At 45.3% G+C, this 20,694-nt stretch carries 11 protein-coding genes; 1 reads left to right on the top strand and 10 read right to left on the bottom strand.

The window, feature by feature from the left end; genetic code table 11:
* Window positions 1-145: 145 nt before the first annotated feature.
* The 7 genes from U0033_RS28505 to U0033_RS28475 all read right to left on the bottom strand — a co-directional run bounded on the left by U0033_RS28505 (window position 146) and on the right by U0033_RS28475 (window position 15,444).
* The gene (locus tag U0033_RS28505) at window positions 146-2,227 is read right to left on the bottom strand and encodes a T9SS type A sorting domain-containing protein (RefSeq protein ID WP_083571788.1); all 2,082 of its coding nucleotides are present in this window, start codon (window positions 2,225-2,227) and stop codon (window positions 146-148) included.
* A 35-nt stretch (window positions 2,228-2,262) separates the two neighbouring features.
* Window positions 2,263-3,423, bottom strand: a complete 1,161-nt coding sequence (locus U0033_RS28500) for a carbohydrate-binding protein (protein WP_072364517.1) — start codon at window positions 3,421-3,423, stop codon at window positions 2,263-2,265.
* A 94-nt stretch (window positions 3,424-3,517) separates the two neighbouring features.
* Window positions 3,518-5,359, bottom strand: coding sequence for a carbohydrate-binding protein (locus U0033_RS28495; protein ID WP_072364519.1), 1,842 nt, complete (start codon window positions 5,357-5,359; stop codon window positions 3,518-3,520).
* A gap of 386 nt (window positions 5,360-5,745) precedes the next feature.
* Complete coding sequence (locus U0033_RS28490) at window positions 5,746-9,855, bottom strand: glycosyl hydrolase family 18 protein (protein ID WP_072364521.1); 4,110 nt, start codon at window positions 9,853-9,855, stop codon at window positions 5,746-5,748.
* 434 nt (window positions 9,856-10,289) lie between these two features.
* Window positions 10,290-12,626: an OmpA family protein gene (locus U0033_RS28485; protein WP_072364523.1), complete on the bottom strand. Its 2,337-nt coding sequence runs from the start codon at window positions 12,624-12,626 to the stop codon at window positions 10,290-10,292.
* Between the two features lie 21 nt (window positions 12,627-12,647).
* Window positions 12,648-13,658 carry a PorP/SprF family type IX secretion system membrane protein gene (locus U0033_RS28480; protein ID WP_072364618.1) on the bottom strand — a complete coding sequence of 337 codons (1,011 nt, stop codon included), beginning with the start codon at window positions 13,656-13,658 and terminating at the stop codon, window positions 12,648-12,650.
* A 31-nt stretch (window positions 13,659-13,689) separates the two neighbouring features.
* Window positions 13,690-15,444, bottom strand: a complete 1,755-nt coding sequence (locus tag U0033_RS28475) for a T9SS type B sorting domain-containing protein (protein WP_072364525.1) — start codon at window positions 15,442-15,444, stop codon at window positions 13,690-13,692.
* Between the two features lie 1,348 nt (window positions 15,445-16,792).
* Between U0033_RS28475 and U0033_RS28470 the strand changes: the two genes are divergently transcribed.
* Window positions 16,793-17,458 (top strand): response regulator transcription factor, encoded by a 666-nt coding sequence (locus U0033_RS28470; protein ID WP_072364527.1) that lies wholly within the window; start codon window positions 16,793-16,795, stop codon window positions 17,456-17,458.
* Between the two features lie 407 nt (window positions 17,459-17,865).
* On the opposite strand, the gene U0033_RS28465 is transcribed toward U0033_RS28470, so the two are convergent.
* The 3 genes from U0033_RS28465 to U0033_RS28455 form a co-directional block, all read right to left on the bottom strand.
* The gene (locus tag U0033_RS28465) at window positions 17,866-18,303 is read right to left on the bottom strand and encodes a carboxymuconolactone decarboxylase family protein (protein ID WP_072364529.1); all 438 of its coding nucleotides are present in this window, start codon (window positions 18,301-18,303) and stop codon (window positions 17,866-17,868) included.
* A gap of 65 nt (window positions 18,304-18,368) precedes the next feature.
* Window positions 18,369-18,938 carry a Crp/Fnr family transcriptional regulator gene (locus U0033_RS28460; protein WP_072364531.1) on the bottom strand — a complete coding sequence of 190 codons (570 nt, stop codon included), beginning with the start codon at window positions 18,936-18,938 and terminating at the stop codon, window positions 18,369-18,371.
* A 92-nt stretch (window positions 18,939-19,030) separates the two neighbouring features.
* A complete protein-coding gene (locus tag U0033_RS28455) occupies window positions 19,031-20,551 on the bottom strand; it encodes a S10 family peptidase (protein ID WP_072364533.1) in 1,521 nt (506 codons plus the stop codon).
* Window positions 20,552-20,694: the final 143 nt, after the last annotated feature.

Raw genomic sequence — 20,694 nt, 5'->3', positions numbered from 1 at the left:
CGATGCAAAGTAATGTACGTATTAAAAAGCAAAACCACCAGTTAACAAATGTAACCGGTGGTTTTACTTTTTGGCAGGGTTTGCTGGTCACAACGCAGCTACGCTGCAACTGCTTTCCAGGCCTTTTTTGCTTAGCAATTCATCATCAGTATTTTACAATCTTTTTTGTTGCTGTTTCCTGGCCATTGAACACTCTCACAAGATAAACACCCGGAGCTACTTTGGACAGATCTACCTTATCGCCGCTTACAATACGTTTTGGCGCTACGACAGTCTTACCATCCAATGTATAGATGCTTACATACAGGTAGCCGTTTTTAGAAGGTGCTTTTACCTGTACTTCATTAGCCGTTGGATTAGGCGTTACAGTGAGTGAAGTTTGTAGTTTAGCCTCTTCCGTTACACCTTCCTGTACTTTCTCTGCAGAAGCAGCAGGAGTAGCGGTGGTACGGGCAGCTGATGCTGTTGAAGCACGAACTATCAGGGAAGTAGTCCAGTCATTCAGGTTTACAGTAGAACCGTCAGACAGGCCTACAGATACCAGGCAGGACCAGTTTCCACTGAACAAATATGCATCGCCGGAGAAGTTGATATCCTTGTACAGGATAACTTCATAACCACTTGCAATCTTCATAGAGGAAACATCATCATTCACTGCACCCAGTGCAACCAGGTCAGCCATATTGTAGCTGCCTACACCCAGGGTAATGGCGTAGCCACCATAGTTACAATCTTTATAGATCGTAGCCGCACCTGTAGAAGGGCTAGGCACAGTACCTGTGATCTGGTAGCTACCCAGTGAACCATAATTAGAGTAACCGGTAGTAGCAGGATCCAGGTAACCGGTACCTGTAATAGATAAATAATAGGTGCCTGCAGACAGTGTTGTACTCAGGGTGGATGGCAAACCTGAAGGATTACCGGTCGCTACTACGCTGCCACTGCTGTTGTACAAGGTAGCGAGGATGTCCAGGTCTGGCTGACGGGTAGGTGTCGCAATGCTCAAAGACAGTGCACCGCCACCTGTGGTGAATGAGAAAAAGTCCAGATCGCCTGTACGCTCAATTACACCACTTTTATTCACCGCACCGGTAGCACTTGCACCCAGTGAAGATGCAGTAGCAATGGAGCCACCATAATCATCTGCCCGGTAGCCTACACCATAAGTAGCGCTGGAGATCTTAGCCAGATCATCTTCAGTGTTGTTCGCATACTGGTATTCACCTTTGCTCCACTGGCAAACCGGTACATAGTAACCAGCCCCCATAATTGGCGCCCAGGTACCATTACCTAAATAGTAACCTTCAGAAGGAGTAGTACGACCATCATGCCCCAGGCCAAATGTATGGCCTATTTCATGGGAAGCTGCATCACCGGCACCTTTTACACCTCCGTTGAAAACCCAGCATGGTGTTTCATTACCCCAGTTGAATGAACCGATGTAAGCCACACCACCACTGCCAGGAGCAGCTGTGTTTGTAGGAGTGAAAATGCAACGCATTCTTCTGTTTGCAGGATATGTATTGTACACAGCTTCATCGTTGGTGATGTTCAGTTGGAATGGGCGGTAATCTTCACTTACCAGCTCCCATACTTCCAGCTGTTGAGCATCGCTCAGGTTGGCAGCAGCAGCATTGATAGTTACACCACTGTTCCAGTAGGAACTGGTTACAACCTGACCATCGAAATCCAGTAGTACCACGCCATTCGCGTTTGGCAAACTTTGCAGTGAACCCAGTGCGGCTACACTGCTGGTTGCAGTAGCAGATGCCACCTTAGCGTTTCCCTGTGGAGCAGGTGCTGGTGTGTAGTCAATACAAAGTACTGAATCAATAGGTACCTGTTTCACATAGGCGGTACCGTTTTCAGTATAGTATTTATAGCTTGTTTTTGTTTTACGAAGAATTACGAAACCGCGTACTTCTTCACCTTTTACTTCCAGGTAGAAAGAAGAACCTGCTACACCATCAATTTCGCCAGCCACGAATTCCTCCGTTTTATTGTCTGTACGACGTGCATTTACTTTACCAGTCAATACAGTATTTGGACCTACTTTTAACTCTGCAGCGCTGGTCAGGCGTGCATTAGAAGATTTTGCCTGTGCTCTGATATCATCACGAAGGCCCGCAGGGGAGCCTAAGCGATAAGGTTGTTGTTGCCCGAAAGCAAGTGCCGCCGACATCATCAGCATGGTTGCGCCAGATAGAAATTTTACAATTGTGCTCATAAGGGTTTACGTTGATAGATTAAACGAATGCTCTTTTACAATTTTGTAATCTTGAACCAGTTCAGATTCCAGCCTCCGGTTTGGGCGTAAATACCGAAGTTGTAAGTACCGGCATTGATAGTTACGGTATGGGAAACCGTAGTCCAGTTCTGCCAGCCACCTGTAGATGGAATATCCAGGTACCCTAAAACGGTAGAACCTGCATTCAGGTCAAGAGAGAGACGACCACCACCACTCTGGGAGGCTACCCGGTATTCAATTTTGTAAGTACCGGTAGTAGGAATAGTGATGCTGTTGTAAGCCATCCAGTCACCAGTGTCGATGTAACCAACATTTGAACCACCATTGGTATCAGTAGTAGTTTCAGTTTGTACACCAGACATAGAGCTGTAAGATTCTGCTTCTACCTGTTTGGTAAATGTGCTGGTACCACCACCATCTTGATATACTCTTACATAATCCACGTACATCTTGGCAGGGAATGCAGCATTGTTGATGGTGAAACCTGGCCAGTTACCGCCAACAGCAAAGTTCAGGATGATGAAGAATGCTTTCTGGAATTCTTCAGTACTGCCTACATTGTTAGCGATATTGATTTCATTGAACTGAGCACCATCTACGAACCACTTAATATAAGTAGGGGTCCATTCGATGGAATAAACGTGGTAACCGGTCACGGATACAGGCGTGTTGCTGCCATAGTCAGCCTGGCCACCATTGGTACCCACCCAGTGTACAGTTCCGTACACATTAGGGTCAGTATTAATGTGCTCCATGATATCGATTTCGCCGCAGGCTGGCCAGCCTACAGGATTGATATTATCGCCCAGCATCCAGAATGCAGGCCATGATCCTGAAAATGAGGGCATTGCAATACGGGCTTCAATTTTGCCGTAGGTCCATGATTTTTTGCCCTGAGTCTTCATACGGGTGGAAGTGTAGCTGGCACCGCCGTAGCTCTCGTTCTTTGCGGTAATCACCAGCTGTCCATTCTCGATACTGGCATTTTCTGCCCGGTAGTATTCCAGCTCGCTGTTGCCCCAGCCGCCGGCGCCTGTTTCGAATACCCAGTCAGGGCCAATGCTGCTGGTGAACTCGTCGGCCCACACCAGTTGCCAGTTTTGTGCCATGGCTGCGCTACCTGTGAGCGCGAGCATAGCGGTTAACAATAGAGGGAATTTCAAGGATCGAATCATAATTGAGGGTTTTGGTTTTAAATGGTTAATAAAAAATCGATATGGTATATAACTAACATTCATTCCATAAATAGGTATGAAATGAGTGCTGGAATTATTGTTTTACAAAGGTCCGGGTGATTCGCTTCTCACCATTTGTATACATCAACAGGTAAGTACCCGCTGGTAAGCCTGCTACCGCGATCTGCTGTACCCCACTCTTTACATTTAAAACCTGCTTGCCATTCAGGTCGTAAACAGTGAGGTAACCGCCTGGTTGGGTGTACACCCCTCTCAGGTGCAGATCGGTTGCTACAGGATTAGGGTATATAAATACGCTGCTCTCATGCATATCAGCAGCGCTTACAGTAGAAGTTGTGGCAACTGATTTTGACTCCACCATCCTGGCTGTAGATACAGGAGTGATACTCCACCAGTTCAGGTTCCAGCCGCCGGATTGTGCATAAATTCCAAAGGCATAAGTACCGACAGTGATACTCACCGTTTGTGATATGGTTTGCCAGGTTTGCCAGCCACCAGTTACGGGAACGGCCTGGTACCCCAGTACGGTTGCACCCGCATTCAGATCCAGCGAGATCTGACCACCGGTTGATTCACTGGCCACCCGATAATCGATACGATAAGTACCGGTTGCAGGAATTGTAATATTTGAGTACGCCATCCAGTCACCGGTATCAATGTACCCTACACCCATACCACCATCTGTATCAGTGGTACTCTCTGTCTGCACGCCTGACATAGAACTGTAGTTCTCTGCCTGTATTATATTGGTAGTAGCAGAAGTGGCAGCAGATATTTTTAGCGAGCTAACAATATCGTTAAAGCTGTTATTCACCAGGCAGGAATTATTCGCATTCACCAACAGTGAACTACCACCATAATTATCGTCTGAATAAACAGTCGTCTGGTATCCGCTGGCTACCTGTACAGAAGAAATATCATCATTCAGGATACCATGTGATAGGAGCTGGGAAAGTGTATAATTACCTGCAGGCAGGCTAATGCCCAAACCACTGTAATTACAATCTTTGTAAAAAGTAGCGGCCGCCGTATTCTTACTCCCTCCACCAAAGACACTGTTTACAGCAGCTGCATAACCGGCAGTAGAACTGGAATTATCAATATCATCATACAGCCAGATAAAACCACCACCCAGTTTGCTGCTGCAGCTACTCTTCCAACCGTTCAAAGTACTGGTCACCTGGGATGTAGATTTTTCTGAATCCCACAGACCTGCATAAATAGGAATAGCACCAAAGCTCCAGGTACTGCTGCAGGGGCTGTTGCCTGCTCCTCCGGAATAACATTGCAGGTCTACACGGGTCACGGTGCCTGCCTTCTGGCTGTTTGTATTACTAGCTACGCTGGTCCAGTAACTTGCATTGGTATACGGTACCAGTGTAACCTTATATCCCAGGTTGCCCAGCATGACTGCCAGTGCAGTAGAGGAACTGATATCATACGTACTTTCATCATCGAAAGCAATGGCATCTACAGCAGGAATTGCATTCTTCAACGCCTGGAAATTCTTGTACAGGATACTGGTACTACCGGTACCCTGTGAGGCAATCAGGCTTTTAATATTTGCAAAGGTGCCGGAGCCCCATGCGCTGATACAAAACTCAACCCTGTTAATAGTAGTGGGAGCAGACTTGAGCAGGGCAATATCATTTGCAAAATTAGGATAGGTGCTGGCACCGACATAAGATCCATTTTGCACCAAGGGGAATTCGGCATTGAAATTAAAATTGCCGCTGGCATCGATATGTATGGTCCATACCACTACATATGTAAAACCAGAATTTTTGAGTTCACTGATGGAGTAGCTCCTGTTTTTATAGACAGGTCCACCAGCATAAATACCTGATTGAGCAAAGAGCGCAGCATGGCTCAATAGCGCTACAAGCAGCAGTAAGATACAGTTCTTAACATCCATAAAAGAATGATTTTAGCCTGTTAATAAATGGTGGTGTATTACTTTAACTTTCATCAGACCGGCTGCAGGCTTGTTTTGATACAGCGTGGAAATACCGGTGCTTAATGAAAGGCTTACACGACCTTATAAATGTGCATTAACGTGGAAAAAAATGGAGGATAAAATGGTAGGAGTGTAAAGATTCAATTCATGCAAGTTCAATTTTAAAGAGTGAATAAAGCCGCATCGGAGACCGCCCCGCTATGAGGGCGGTTCCTGCGGTGAGGGAAAAGTAAAAAACCTTACTGCGGTAGTTTTTCAAACCAGAATTAGGAACTACGGGTTTTTAATCACCCGCAGTTCCTAATTTATAAAAGGATCGATGGAGCGTGTGTCCGCTCAGTCAATTACATTTTAATCACTTTCGCAGCACCATTGCGGCCGGTTTTCGCATTGGATGTTTTCAGTATCCATGTACCCTGAGGTAAACGGCTTACATCCAGTGTAATCACCTGTGCACCTTTAGCACCAGCTACATATTCCTTTCTGATTGCAGGAGTGCTGCCATTGATGCTCCACAGTTCAACCCAGATCTTTTCACCGGCAGCAGCAGTGACGCTTACCTGCAGGTTATTACCTGTTACCGGGTTAGGGAACACGAGGATCTGATCTTTGGCAGTTGTTTCTGCAGCAACTACAGTAGTATTGGTAGTTCTTGCAGCAGAAGCTGTACAAGCACCCAGTGGTTGCCACCAGTAGTCAGCAGTACCCGGCGTTACGTTGTACAGGCCATTTGCAAGGCTCACATACAGGTAACCGTTATATACTACTTTATCACCTGCATTGTACACGGCAGGATAAGGCTGGTAAGTAGCCACACCTGCACAGTTGCCAGTGTTAGATGAACCACTTACAGTAATGCTTACTGCAGCGCTGGTAGTGGAATTACCACTGTTGTCAGTTGCTTTTGCAGTCAGAGAATAAGTACCTGCAGCTACGCTGGTCCAGCTGTAAGTGTAAGGTGAAGCAGTCACAGTACCCAGCAGGGTAGAACCATTATAGAATGCAACGCTCGCGATAGTGCCATCAGCATCAGATGCAGCAGCAGTGATAGAAACAGCAGCAGGGGCAGTGTAAGAAGCACCTGCAGATGGAGAAGTGATGCTTACAGTTGGAGCAGAACCGCCACCTGTATTACCACCAGAGCAATCACCTGTATATGTCCAAACCTGGCCATCGCCGGTGTGGGTATCAGGCTGTTCGTTCTGTGTCCACCATTTCGCAGTGTAGATCTTGCTGTTATACACCACCTTGGTGCCACCGGTATAGATACCAGTAGCAGTCCAGGCAGCAATACCGTCGCAAGTATTACCACCTGTGCTACTGGTTACTACAATTGTAACAGCAGCAGAAGTCGTTGTTGCGCCGGCGTTGTCTGTCGCCTTTGCAATCAGGGAATAGCTGCCTGCTGCTACACTACTCCATGTATAGGTATAGGGACTGGTAGTAGATGTACCCAACAGTGTTGAACCGTTGTAGAATTCAACTTTGGCAATAGAACCATCGGCATCGGTAGCAGCAGCTGTGATAGTCACAGAAGCCGGTGCTGTAAATGAAGCATTCGCAGCCGGAGAAGTGATGCTCACAGTTGGTGACTGATTACCGCCGGTAGAACCAAAGAAGAATGGATAATAGTTGCTGGCGAATTCTTTGCTATTCACCGCATCCCAGTTGATAGACCAGGTCATGATACCACGCAGACCGGAATAACCAGCACTGTTACGTAAGGTATATGTACCACCATAGGACTGACCTTTTACTAAATAATTCAATGCTTTCAATACAGCTGAAGGAGCAGTGTATCCGCTACCTGCTGCACCCGGAGCCGCTGGCAGACCAAAGGCTACCTGGTCAGGACGCAATGCAGGGAAGGTCTGGCTGGTGCCGGCAACAGGGAAACCTGTCATCAGCATTTCTGTCATAGATACGATAAAGTCAGCTGTAGCAGAGCTGTAAACTTTATTATCCAGGGCAGTTACTGAACCAGTATTGTACAGCTGTGGCTGAATCCAGGACAGCTGATCCTTCAAACCATAAATGATAGGCAGGTAAGCACCTACCAGTGGAGAATAAGTAGCACCATAAGCAGTCTGAACATAATATGTTTCAGGTGCCATCGTCAGCAAACAGTTTTTACCCTGTGCTGTACGGTAAGAAATAATTTCTTTACATGCAGCAATCAGGTTTACCACTTTCGCGGTAGTAGGCGCTGTAAAGTTGTTATCTCCATTATCCAGCTGGAGGGAAGTACCACCTTCGATATCCAGGTCGAAACCATCGAAGTTATAATTGTCTAACACAGCTTTCATGCTGGAGATGAAGCTGGCTTTAGCTGTAGCAGAAGACAGCAACAGGGTACCGTTTTCACCGCCGACAGACAGTAAAACCTTTCTACCCTGTGCCTGTAAAGTAGCAATGTCAGATTTGATTTCACTTTCAGAAGTAAGACTTGCATCAGGTGTGAAACTTACTGTAGCGTAGTCACTACCTGTAGTAGCAAATGCAACTTCAATTACATTGTATCTTGAATCTACATCTTTCAAACGGATGTAAGGAGCAGATGCCAGGTTCCAGTCTTGCCAGTAACCCACCAATACCTTACCGGAAGAATTATTGTTGGAAGATGATTTAACGGTCACAGCTACTGCGGTAGAAGTGGTAGTAGCGCCAGCATTGTCGGTAGCAACGGCAGTGATGGAATAGCTACCTGCACTTACATTGCTCCAGGTATAAGTATACGGAGCAGCAGTAACAGTACCTAATACAGTAGCACCATTATAGAATACTACTTTGCTCACAGCACCATCGGCATCAGCAGCAGAAGCTGTGATGGTGATAGCACCACCAGCAGTGTAAGAAGCCCCGCCAGCAGGAGAAGTGATGCTTACGGTGGGTGACTGGTTAGTACTACCTGTACCGTTTGCAAAAACAGCATTCAGCTTATTTACAAGCGGAGAAGTAGTATTAGGGCAATAGATCAGTTTACCTTTTGCAGTAGTGCTGCTGGTCATATTCAGCATGTCTCCGAATACCTGCCATACAATCACACCAGCCAGACCGTTGTCATTGATGTATTGAGCCTTGAGTCCAATAGACTTTTCATTATCATAGCTCAGGAAGTAGTTGCCTTTCGTCATGTAAGGCACCTTCGCGTTATCATCCCAGTGGTCAGTCCAACCAGAGCCGGAGCCGGTTTGCTGCAGGATGTAGCTATAGTTTGGTGTACCATCCCACAGGTTCAGTGCCCAGTTGGTAAAGTCCGCACAGGTGGAAATAGGGCCATCCGGCTGTACCGTTTCAGCACGCTTGGTAGTAGCACCATTCAGCGCAGCTGTACCGGTACATACTACACCACGGCCATAGAAAGGTGCACCAATGTTCACCTTAGCCATGTTTACACCCAGCGCTTTCACACCTTTAACAGTCGCATCGATAGAGAATCCTGAATATTCAGCACCTGGATAATCATACAAAGGAGCATTGTGTCCTGCGATGTTTGACCAGCCACCATTATAGTCGTAGGTCATCAGGTTGAAGTAGTCCATGGATTTGTTCAGGCGGGTCCAGTCAAAACCTGACAATTTGGAAGGAACAGCAGAGAAGGCTGCAGTAATCAGTTTGCTGCTGCCGATAGCCGTTCTTACTGCTTCTACAAACGTAGCGAAGTTAGCATAGTCAGCAGTGCTGTAGTTTTCGATGTTCATACCAGCTCCGTTAGGATATTCCCAGTCGAAGTCGATACCATCAAACCCCATGTTGATCAGGTCAACACAGTTGGCTACAAATTTAGCACGCATGGTTGCACTGGCGGCAGTAGAAGGGTAATGTTTACACATACTCCAGCCACCGATAGAGGCCATTACTTTAATGCCTTTCTGGTGACAAAGGTCGATGAGACCCGGTGCACCACCCTGTTTAGGAACGCTTAACGGGAAAGCGCCGGAAGCGCCGGTGTTCACGTTAGTCCACCCGGAGCCGGAATTACGATATCCCAGTGTATAGGCATAGCTGCCATCTGAGATATAATAAAGCGGAGCATCCAGTTCTCCTTTCAGGAGGTACAGATCCCAGCTGCTGTAAATGTCTTCATTTAGCAGGGCGCCGGGTTCCTGAACGGCACCTACCTGGTAAATGTTCTTGTTGCGGAAATCTCCGCTGTGGAGAGACCCATCTTTAGCAACCCCAAAGAAGGAGAAGTTGAGAATGGTGTACTGGGAATAATCCACATTCAATTGGTTGTAACCACCTTTGGGAACAATACCCGATACTTCTTTCCATGCATCCCACTGGGTGATATAACCTATCACCTGTTTTTTGTGGTTCTTGGTAGTAGCAGTTACAGAAGGGCTTACTTGTGCCCTGGCCTTACCGAGGCCGGTTATTAGCAGGAGGAAAAGAATTGCATGTCTTGCATAGGTGCATAGCCATGCATTGCGAAAGGTAAAGTTTACTTTCATTATCGCTGGATTTTTGTAGACGATATGGATAGGACTGCGCCACTCACATTATCTACCTGCTTGCTCTCTGGTGGGAGGGATCCACTCAGGCTGAAATGGCAGTAGCGGGTATAGGCACACGTCTGACTCTCTGACGATGATGCTTTATTGTAATTACAGTACCGGATTTTCTAGGTTTTTCGGGAGCTGTAATAGCAGGGCAATAAAGCCGGTGTTTCACAGAATAGAATGATTGTTTTTGATAATAATACCGGGTTGTTCGGTAGGTGAAGCAATCTACTTATACCTGGTATAATATCTTCTCTTAATGAATATGGTTATAAAGTCACAATATAGAAGTCGGGCGATGGGGTAAATGGTACTATCAAAAATTAAAAAAAATAAAAATCCCCGCCGGCGGAGTGCCGGCGGGGATTTTCTCCTTTATGTCTATCTTAATTCTTACGAATGATCTTCAACATGGTACGTCTGCTAAACTTATACTGCTCTTCGGTACAGTTTGAGCCCTTACAAGGATCGTTCGGATCCTTACCAATGTTTTCATAATACAGCCTGCTACTGGCTACACCTTTCTTAATCAGGTAATCAATCACCGCATAACATCTCATGGCAGACAGGTCCTTATTATAAGCATCAGAACCACGGCTATCAGTATAAGAAGTGATCTTCAGCTTCCAGGCAGGGAACTGGTTCAGCACCACTGCTACCCTATCCAGCATATCTCTTGACTTGGTAGTCAAAATCGCACTGTTATAGTCGTAGAAGAACATCAGTTTTTCCAGCTTATCGATAATCGCGTTATCCATTTCAGTGAATGGTTGTTCCTCATCCGCCGCTGGCGTTGTTGTCGGAGCTGGTACTGGTTCTGCAACTGGTGTAACCGGCTCTGGCTTGGGTTCAGGCAGTGTTGCCCTTGGTTCAGGCCTTACAGGACGCTTAGGCGTTGACTGTTTGGTAGCCGGCCTTTTAGTGTCAGTTTTCTTCGGCTCTTCCTTCACTGGTTCTGCTGGTGCTGGTGCAGGGTCCGGTGTTTGTGTAGAAGGAGTAACCGTTGGTTGAGTATATGGAACAGTTACCTGTTGCATCGGACTGGTTACCACTGGTTCTTCCTTAGGAGGAGGCGTTGATACTGTTGGCGCAGGAGTTGGCGTGGAAGGTACTGGTACTGGTACTGGTACCGGTACTGGCACAGGTACAGGCACTGATTTTCCTTTCTCTTTTTCTCCCCTGCTATGTTTGGAAGGTTTCTCCTTTTCTTCTTTAGGAGCATCCTTCTTAGATTCTTTCTTGTTATCTTTCTTCGTTTCAGTCTTTACATCCTCAGGCTTCACTACAGGATCTGCAGCGGCAAGCATTACAGGTGTTGGTGCTGGCTCTGAACCTGGGGCAGGTGCCTGGTATGGAGCCATACCTCCTTCGTTATTGAAGCGCTCAGCAAAGTGAGTATCCATGAAGCGGTAAATATCATCGCTACCGCCGCCACCAGGACGGTTAGAGGCGAAGTAGCCTTCATACATATTCGCTTTCATGATGAAACCCAGGTCATCACCACCGGAGTTAAACGGCCAGCGCAGGTTCTGCAGCTTGGTCCAGTTACTTCCCACACCTGTTGCACGGAAAATGTCAAAACCTCCCATACCCGGATGTCCTTTACTGGAGAAGTAGAGCATGCCCGCTTCATTGTAAGTAGGGAATGCTTCGTCAAACGGTGTATTGAGAATAGGACCACAGTTCTTAGGCTTGCCCCATTTACCATTCTTTTGTTTCTCACTATACCAGATATCGTAACCACCCACACTACCTTTCCTGTCAGAAGTGAAATACATCAGCTGGCCATCGCGGCTCAGTGCAACGTGACCGGAGGAAAACCCTGGCGCGTTAATTTCTTTCAGTGGTTCCAGCGGAGCCCAGCTATCACCTGTTTTATAAGACCAGAATACGATCATCACACGCTCACCGTTTACAGGACCACGCTTTGTTTTGTTAGCGATATCCTGCTGCCAGGAGTTCAGTGTTACATACACTGTATCTTCTCTTGGATTAAAACATACAGGGCCTACGTGATAAGGTATTTTGCCCAGCAGTTCCGGTAAGATCTCTTCTACATATGTGTTGGCAACACCCTGTGCATACTGTTTAAAAAGGTATGCTTTAAAATAAGGCTGCCCTGTGCGTGTATCAATCTGTGGCGCTTTTTCCGGAGCATTGGAGATCGCCATTTTCCGGTAACCATTTGATACAAGCAAAAGCCCCTGCCTGGTTACCCCGCTTACGTAGTCGGAGCCGGAGGAGCTCAATTCTTTAATGTCTTCCATCGCCATATCAACACGATCCGCTTTCCACATAATGGCGCTATCACAGCCTGCCATCATTACATTCTTCAATCGTAGGCTATCTGGCTTTGTGGTAATAAATTTTGCTAGCTGTACTTTTGCCTGCTCATATTTCTGCAGGTTTTTTAGTGTTTCTCCATACAACAGATGTGCAACGTTAGGACAATTAGGTAAAGCATCGAGTTTTTTGAACCAGTTGGCAGCTTCTTCATAGTAGCCTACCTCACGGTAACACATTGAAATTTTTTGCAGCAACTCGATGTTATTCTTATTACGTTGCTTATTAGCCATTTTCGAATATAAGGAGCCTGCAGTGGCAAATTCCTGCCGCTCGTAAGCCTCGTCAGCCAACTCACGCACACTCTTTGATTCCTGCCCAAAGAGTGCGGCTGGAACGACCAGGAGTGTGCATAATAAAATTGCGTAACAACGTAACATATTAATTCGATGATCTTAAGATTAAAAATACCGGGGATTGGAAGTACTGTATTGCTTAGAATTAAATAGGATGCCGATTGAAATCTCATGGCTGCCGCTTTGCATACCAGCCAGTTTATTTAAAGTCATATCATAGGAATAGCCGATGCGGTATTTGCTCGTAATGTAGTACTCTAATATAGCACTTGCAGCGTTGTTTGATTCTACCGGTGTAGCGGCAGTAATCGCCTTGTTTGTTAATACGCCTACGTTCGTTCTGTAAGATCCGCCGATCCACAGCAGATTATCGATGTACATCATCAGGTTCAGGTCTAAACCCGCAGGACCTGCGAAGTCACTCTTAAACATCACAGAAGGTTTCAATGATACCTGTTCAGACAGGCTATACATATATCCGGCAGTCAGGTAAATAGACTGTCTTCTACGAATGCTCTCATAAGTATACCCTCTCCATTTATAACCACTACTGGTAAATTTGGAGAACAGATCCAGTGCAGATACACCAAAATAGAAGGTAGGAGAATAATAGTAAATACCTACACGTGCGTCAGGAGCAGTCTCTTTTGCAACCCCATCAGGAACTATACGGTCACCCTGGTCTAGGTATTGGAGCTGGTTACCATCCAGGCTATACTGGGTAGCTCCCACACCGATACCGAAGCAGATACGCTTGGTATCTTCATCGTCCAGGCGAATACGGTAAGAATAAGATCCATACAGGGAAATAGCATTCTGAGGACCCAGTTTATCCATCATAACCTGCACACCTAAACCAACGTTTGCATCTCTGTTCGGACGCTTCAGCGGTCCATCCAGGGATACCATTCCCGTTTTAGGTGCACCCGGATAACCACTCCACTGATCGCGGTAGGTTGCATTCAGATACATTACATCTTTATAACCGGCGTAGGCAGGGTTTACTGACAGGCCATTAAAGATATACTGGCTGAACTGAACACTTTGTTGTGCCTTGGCGCCTGCTCCCAGACAAAGTAATAATACTACAGTAAACCAATTTTTTCTTGTGTACATGTTTGCACTTTTAGAAATACAGTTCATTCAATTATCTAATAATCATGACCCAACCCTTGTAGGTGGTATAAGTATCAACTCCACCAGTTGCAGTAGCGGGGGTGTGTAATTCAATTTTATAATAATAGGTTCCTTCTGCTAGCCCTGTTCCTTTCCAGTCGTTCTGATAGTTATTGGAGTAATAAACCTGCGCACCCCAGCGGTTGAAGATATACAGCCTGGAGCCAGGATAATCGTCAAGGTTTCTGATATAGAAGTAATCGTTCTTACCATCGCTATTTGCTGTCACCACATTACTTACAAACAAACCCGGCGTGGTACCCTGTACAGTGATACTTGTAACTGTCTTCCCTTCACAACCACTTTCAGCAGGGTCACAGTTCATTGTTTTTTTAATGGTATCACCGTTGTTAACTGTTGCAGTACTTGTGATGGCTTTAATTTTTGAAAGATCATTTTGGGCAGTAACAGTATAGCGCACATAACTAATATTAGCGGCTATCAGGTTAGTGACGGTCCAGTACACGGTTTGAACATCAGTGTTCTGCGGGTGCGTAGCACCATCATAACCCTGTGTATAGGTTGTTCCCTCTGGCACCAATACGTTGATCTGTAATTTTGGAATAGTAACAGTTCCCGTATTGCGTGTATATATATAATATGTCAGTACATCGCCGGCGGATACGTAACTATTCAGGTTTTCGTTCAAAACCACCATCCATGTTTCAAACTTGGATGAGGTAGAAATTGATAATGAAGTAGAATTACCAAGGTTAGAAGTAGTATTCGGATTGCCGGCATCACCTGCTGCAGCAGGATAAGTATTTATTTTGCCCTTACCATTTCCATTGTCTACAGCTGCTGTATTCGTAATGGCAGAAGCACCCGTGAGGTCAGAAGATACTTTTACCCGGAATGACTTTATCACATCTGCACTATTTACCAGCAGACTTGGTATTGTCCATGTAACCAAACCACCCGCACCTTCAGTCACACCTCCATCGGCGTCTACAAAAGTGGTATAAGCTGGTACATAAGCGTAAATCACCAGGTTGCTCAGGTTGACAGTACCGGTGTTACGGATGTGTACAGTATAAGTGAGTACATCATTGGCAGTAACTGAGGCAGCAGAACTGGAAGACGTAACACTTAACCATGCTACGGAGTTAGCACCATTATCTACTGCTGAGGCAACTGCAGGCCAACCGGTATAAGTACCATTCTTAGTACCCGGGGTTGGTAATAACCCATTCCCATCATTTGCATCTACATAAGCCGTATTATTAATGTATGCAACACCGGTAAGATTGGAGCCAACCGTTACGGTAAAGTAAACAACACCCGTACCGTTCGCAGCTATGCTTGGAATGGTAAAGGTAATCTTGCCATTAGCATCCGGTGTTACACCGTTCAGACCTCCATAATATGAAGTGTTTGCTGGCACAGAGTCTACTACAGTCACATTGGTGAGGGGAGCAGCACCGTTGTTAGTTACATAAACGGTATAAGTAATGTTGTTACCGCTTGCATAAGTTCCACCTGCTCCCGTTGGAGTACTGGCTGGGGTTGCCGTAATGTAGGTGGAAACGGTACCAGCTGTAGGGCGGCCGCTATTTTTCGCTACAGTAGTAGCTGCACTGGCAGGTATCCAGGCCAGACCCGCAAAAAGCAGGAACAGAGCCAGACAATAATCTGTGATATTTTTAACGCCAGTGTGAATCAGACCTACTCGCTGCTGCCTGTGAACCGGCAGGGTAAAACGAGCGGAATTGTAATGTTTGCGCATAGGCATAGGATTACTATAAACTAGTGGTAAGTTTCGAATGCTTTGTCCCAATGATTGCTCAGTTACATGAACCGACGTTGCTCCCTCTCCTTATTATATATGTAATGTACCCGCACAGGTCTGAGGCGGTTAGATGGCCCCCTCAGCAACTCGTTCAGAGCGGTCCAGATCTGATATAATGCAGCGTTTATCATTGGTTATGGTTTTTTTACTATAAATTCCCGAATGTCAAGGATATAGTTAATTCGAATATAAAAATATCTATATTTATTGATAAAACAATATTTTTTAGAAAATTAATGCCCCATAAATACCCCCATTTGATTATTATAAATCAAACTATTACAGATTTATTCACTCCTCATACCAGGTAGGGTTCCAATAAAAATCATGTCTATAATTATATTAAATGAGTAGTACTCATCACCACCTTTTAGCCCAATAAGTAATCCCCGTAAAGGATTGCTGGAAATTATAATATGTTCCGCTCTATAGTTTTTCGGATAGGCATAAGAGTAAGTATATATCAGTTTTAAGGGCAGAATTATACCCAATTTGCCCCTTTAGGAAATGCGTACAATGTGGATAACTTTTTTTATAAAACAAGGGGTCCAAAAGAATGTGAATCTTTAATATGATATTATTTTAACATACTTTTATAATTACAGATCATTGACTGAGAACTTTAAAAATTAGTATATTTACTAATGCATTTGTGGCCCGCTTATTCGATAATGAACTGGTTTATAAGCAAATGGTCTAATTTCTGTGAAGTAGATAAAGGCTATGTTCCCATAGCAACAAGAAAATGAGGAAGGTTATAAAACAAAGCCTGGCGTACTCAGGTAGACCAGGCCGGTGAGTGGTCATAAGGATATTGGTGTGCTTATTTTGAGCGCCTGGCAAAGTTGTTAAATCAAGCTGGAAGCGGAATTCTTACGTTTGGCTATTGTTTAAAATGAGTATCAGCACATCTGTTTTTGAGTACTAGCGCTTATTTTACAGGTATGCAATAGTATTCCTTGAAGTCACACCCGTTATTTCACACATATTTACGCAGAAGAAAGACCACTCCCATATCTTTTTTATAAGAAACCTGACTATATCAACTGATGGAGGCAGACTGTTACAGGCACCCAAAAATTGCCCGTTTTTTTCTGCATGTCACCAGAAGTAAAAATCTTAATATTAACCAAGTAAAAGATGTACACGATTACACCGTTTTTTTCGGGCGTTATGCGCTATCAAGACTCAGTTCCAGTCCCCATTTATTTACCCAGGCATGAGCAGGCAATACTTTGAACGTTGCGCTTGTTAAATTTTTCATACCTGTATATCAACTTTTCTAATGAACACTGCAGTCTATAAAATATTACTTGTAGATGAAGACCAGGTATTTGTAAGACAAACGCGTCAGTTGCTTGTATCACAATCATATGACACATATACAGCCGCGTCTGAGGAAGAAGGGATCATCATCTGTCAACAACATCAACCAGACCTTATCATTTGTGGTGCCCACTTACGCGGTACCGGAGGCCACCATTTTATCATGGCCCTCAGAAATGATCCGGCCTATGATCACATCCCGCTCATATTCATCAGCTTGCGGGACAACCGGCAGGAGATGCGTATGGCCATGAACCTGGGCGCCGACGACTACCTGGCCAGACCCTTCCGAAAACGGGATCTACTCCTCAGTATCCGTTCCCGCCTGGGCCGCTTCGCTAAATTTAACCATGTCAGACCACCTGAAGAAACTAGTACCGTCTCACTGGCTAATCCCAACACTGCACAACAAACCTTGTATCACAGATTGGGTAAAGCTGAGAACAGAATCATCAAAATGATCGCTGAAGGTAAAAGTACCAGGCAAATGGCAGAAGAACTGGGCGTGTCTATCCGCACAATCGAGAATCATCGCTACAGAATTGCCGGTAAACTAGGTGTTGCCGGCCGTAACGCACTCACCGAATTCGTGATCAGGAACATTATCCAGCAACAAAAATCTTAATTCCACAGTAATTGGTTTTTGATTAATTAATGCAGGTCCACAACTAAACACCGCTGACGTATCATGCCTCAGCGATGTTTAGCTGCATTCTTTGAGAATTGACATTATCTTAGCCCCGCCGCCATCCTGGCCACCATTGTAAACCAGATAATGCCTGCACAAACCATCTTTACTAACAGCGTTTATCTGTGCTTCGCATCCATGGTATATGGCCAACATTACACCATGGAAGCGGTGACCGCCTACCCATTCCCTTCTGAACTCAGCCCCCCGGCTCAAAGATCAAAAGCAACTACCCCCTGCCGGATGCTTAATAAAATAATGCCATCCGGCCGCTAACTGAAATTGCAATACGCACGAAAATGCCCATTCCACCAAAGGCAGAATGGGCATTTTCGTGCATATTTTTATTCTGGCTGCATATTCGTTGAAATCCCAATCCTGTTCCAGCTATTTATCACAATCGTTGCCATAATCACCTGTGCAATCGTCTGTTCATCCAACACCTTCGCTGCCGCCGCATACGTCTCATCCTTCACATGCCCCTTGCTGATCTCTGTCACTTCCTCCACCAGCGCCAGTATAGCCCTCTCTTCCGCAGTAAAAAACGGCGTTTCTCTCCAGGCAGACAAAGTATAGATTCGCTGCTCCGTTTCACCCAGATTACGCGCATCCTTCGCATGCATATCCAGGCAATATGCACACCCATTTATCTGTGAAGCCCTGATCTTAATTAATTCACGCTGAATAAGAGTCAGTTTCGTACCAAGTAAATAATTCTCAAAAGCCATCATGACTTTATACGCTTCAGGTTCTACTTTACCAAGGTTAATTCTGTTTTGCATTTCTTTATGTTTTTGTTGTTAACACAAAGTTGCATCAGGATCACCCCTGAAATTCTTGAACTAGTTCAAGATCGCTTAGCCCTTATTTTACTTAGAAACTCGGCACTGAAACCCAGGTAGGAAGCTAACATATATTGGGGTATACGTTGTATAAATTCAGGAAACAAACTATTAAAATGATTATATCTCTCCTCCCCGCCCGTCGTAAAAATATACTTGATCCGCATCATCGAAGCAGCATATGACCGCTGTAATACCAGCCTGAAATACCGCTCCATCTTAGGCAATTTCTTAAATAATTCTTCTTCCATCTCCTTATCCAATACCAGCAATTCAGACGGCTCTACTGCCTGTATGCAAAACTCCGAAGGCTGTTGCCTGTCCAGGCTATCATAATCCGCCACCCACCAGTTCTCCAGGGCAAAATGCGTGATTTGCTCCGCCCCGTTTTCACCAATGATATACTGGCGCAACAATCCCTTCAATACAAAATATCTTGCCGTGCAAATCTTACCCTGTTTCAGCAAATGTGTTTTCTTCCTCACCTCTACATAGCGCATGCAGGACAATAACAACTCCTGTTCTTCGCTGTCTAATTCTACATAACGTTGTACATGTTGTAGCAGTCTTTCCATAGTGTTATAAAAAGGAAAAGGGTATCTCAAAAGTAAATTGTTAACAGTCAGAAACCAGGTTACAATTTACTTTTGAGGCACCCCTGAAGGATTTACTCATATTTTGCCGGCGTACCCTTTGCTGGTGTCGCCTCTTTAATAAACTTCCTGAGATTCTCAGTAGCTGTAGCCAGATCATCCTTGCGCAGGTACATCATATGGCCGCTTCTGTAACCCTCCCATTTAATACGGTTCTTCAGCTTACCACCAGGATCCAGTTGCCAGATGCTATACTTTGCATTAAAGTAGTCACAAGCCCCGTCATAATAACCGGATTGTACCAGCAGATGCAGGAAAGGATTCTGTGCTATGGCCTGGCGCAGGTTTTCCCCCGTCTTATTATTCTGGTTATCCCATGGCCATACCTGTCCGAACATGTTATACTTCAGGTCTGTTTTATACGCCAGCTCATCGCGCAGGTAAATGTTGATAGCCGGTGTAAACGCCTGTAACCATGCAGTCAGTTCCGCATTGTAATCAGGCTTATTCCCTGCATTCTGTTTATCCAATCCCTTATACCTTGAATCCAGGCGACCAATGGTAAAGCCCTGCTCACGCAGCAGCTCTTTCCAGAATAAATTAAAAGGAACCACCAGGTTATTTTCCATAAACACCTGTGCAGACAAGCCACTGTAGCGGCTCATGCGTTGCGCCAGTGCCTTGCGCTGTGCATCCTCCAGGGAACCACCCCTTGAAATAGCGGGTACCAGTTCGTTGATTGTAAAGTTTTCTACTTCAGGCAATACATCATTCAGGTCTTTGGATTGCAGATCGGCAGGGAGTTTTTTATGATACCATGCAGTCGCTGCATAGTAAGGCAGGCTTAGCGCCTGGTCCAATGGTCCACTACGTTCAATACCCAACTCGGTTGGAGACACCAGGATCACCCCATTCAGGTACATCCATTGTTCATCCTGCAGTTCCAGAGCTAAACCCGATACACGGGTAGTACCATAGCTCTCCCCGATCAGGAATTTAGGAGAAGCCCAGCGGCCCTTGCGGGTTACGAAAGTATTGATCCACTCCGCGAGGTATTTAATATCCGCATTCACACCGTAAAAGCGGGAACCGGGAACTTCTTTGCTCACCGGGCGGGAATAGCCAGTATTCACAGGATCCACATATACAATGTCTGCAACATCCAGGATAGAATTCGGATTGTCACGCATTCCAAAAGGCTGCACCGGGTACCCTTCATCATCGATGTTGAGCAACCGGGGTCCCGTATACCCTATTTCCATCCAAACAGAAGGCGTACCGGGACCACCATTAAAAGAGATCACCAATGGGCGGTCTGACTTATCCCGGATATCTTCTCTTTCGTAATAAGTATAAAACACACCAGCTACCGGGCGCCCCTCTTCATCCCATATAGGCATACTACCCGCAGTCGCTGCATAAGGTACGCGCTGCCCTTTGATAGTAACTTCATGATGAGTAACAACGGCAGAATCAATTTTCAGGATCCGGCTGGGAGACACCGGTGCATCGTTTTTAAATTCTTTATTCTGTGCTTTTAATTGGCTGAGTATGCTGCATGACAGCACCAAAGAGAGACAAAGGATTTTGGTCATAATTCAGGTTTAGAGAGCGTAAAGATAAAAAGTTTTAGCCGCTGCCTATTACCTTCCATCCAATTACCGCTCTTTCCCCAATTATGCAGGCACCCTATTTACCCCCCTGATTAAGAAAGATCCCATTCCTCTTGAACGATTTT

This window comes from Chitinophaga sancti (assembly GCF_034424315.1).
Taxonomy (GTDB): domain Bacteria; phylum Bacteroidota; class Bacteroidia; order Chitinophagales; family Chitinophagaceae; genus Chitinophaga; species Chitinophaga sancti.
The sequence above is the reverse complement of the archived record's forward strand: the minus strand, read 5'-3'. Positions and strand labels throughout refer to the sequence as shown.

Bases quoted from the DNA above. Each gene is read 5' to 3' on its own strand.
- U0033_RS28505 (WP_083571788.1), bottom strand. From the start codon at position 2,227: ATGAGCACAATTGTAAAATTTCTATCTGGCGCAACCATGCTGATGATG.
- U0033_RS28500 (WP_072364517.1), bottom strand. From the start codon at position 3,423: ATGATTCGATCCTTGAAATTCCCTCTATTGTTAACCGCTATGCTCGCG.
- U0033_RS28495 (WP_072364519.1), bottom strand. From the start codon at position 5,359: ATGGATGTTAAGAACTGTATCTTACTGCTGCTTGTAGCGCTATTGAGC.
- U0033_RS28490 (WP_072364521.1), bottom strand. From the start codon at position 9,855: ATGAAAGTAAACTTTACCTTTCGCAATGCATGGCTATGCACCTATGCA.
- U0033_RS28485 (WP_072364523.1), bottom strand. From the start codon at position 12,626: ATGTTACGTTGTTACGCAATTTTATTATGCACACTCCTGGTCGTTCCA.
- U0033_RS28480 (WP_072364618.1), bottom strand. From the start codon at position 13,658: ATGTACACAAGAAAAAATTGGTTTACTGTAGTATTATTACTTTGTCTG.
- U0033_RS28475 (WP_072364525.1), bottom strand. From the start codon at position 15,444: ATGCGCAAACATTACAATTCCGCTCGTTTTACCCTGCCGGTTCACAGG.
- U0033_RS28470 (WP_072364527.1), top strand. From the start codon at position 16,793: ATGAACACTGCAGTCTATAAAATATTACTTGTAGATGAAGACCAGGTA.
- U0033_RS28465 (WP_072364529.1), bottom strand. From the start codon at position 18,303: ATGCAAAACAGAATTAACCTTGGTAAAGTAGAACCTGAAGCGTATAAA.
- U0033_RS28460 (WP_072364531.1), bottom strand. From the start codon at position 18,938: ATGGAAAGACTGCTACAACATGTACAACGTTATGTAGAATTAGACAGC.
- U0033_RS28455 (WP_072364533.1), bottom strand. From the start codon at position 20,551: ATGACCAAAATCCTTTGTCTCTCTTTGGTGCTGTCATGCAGCATACTC.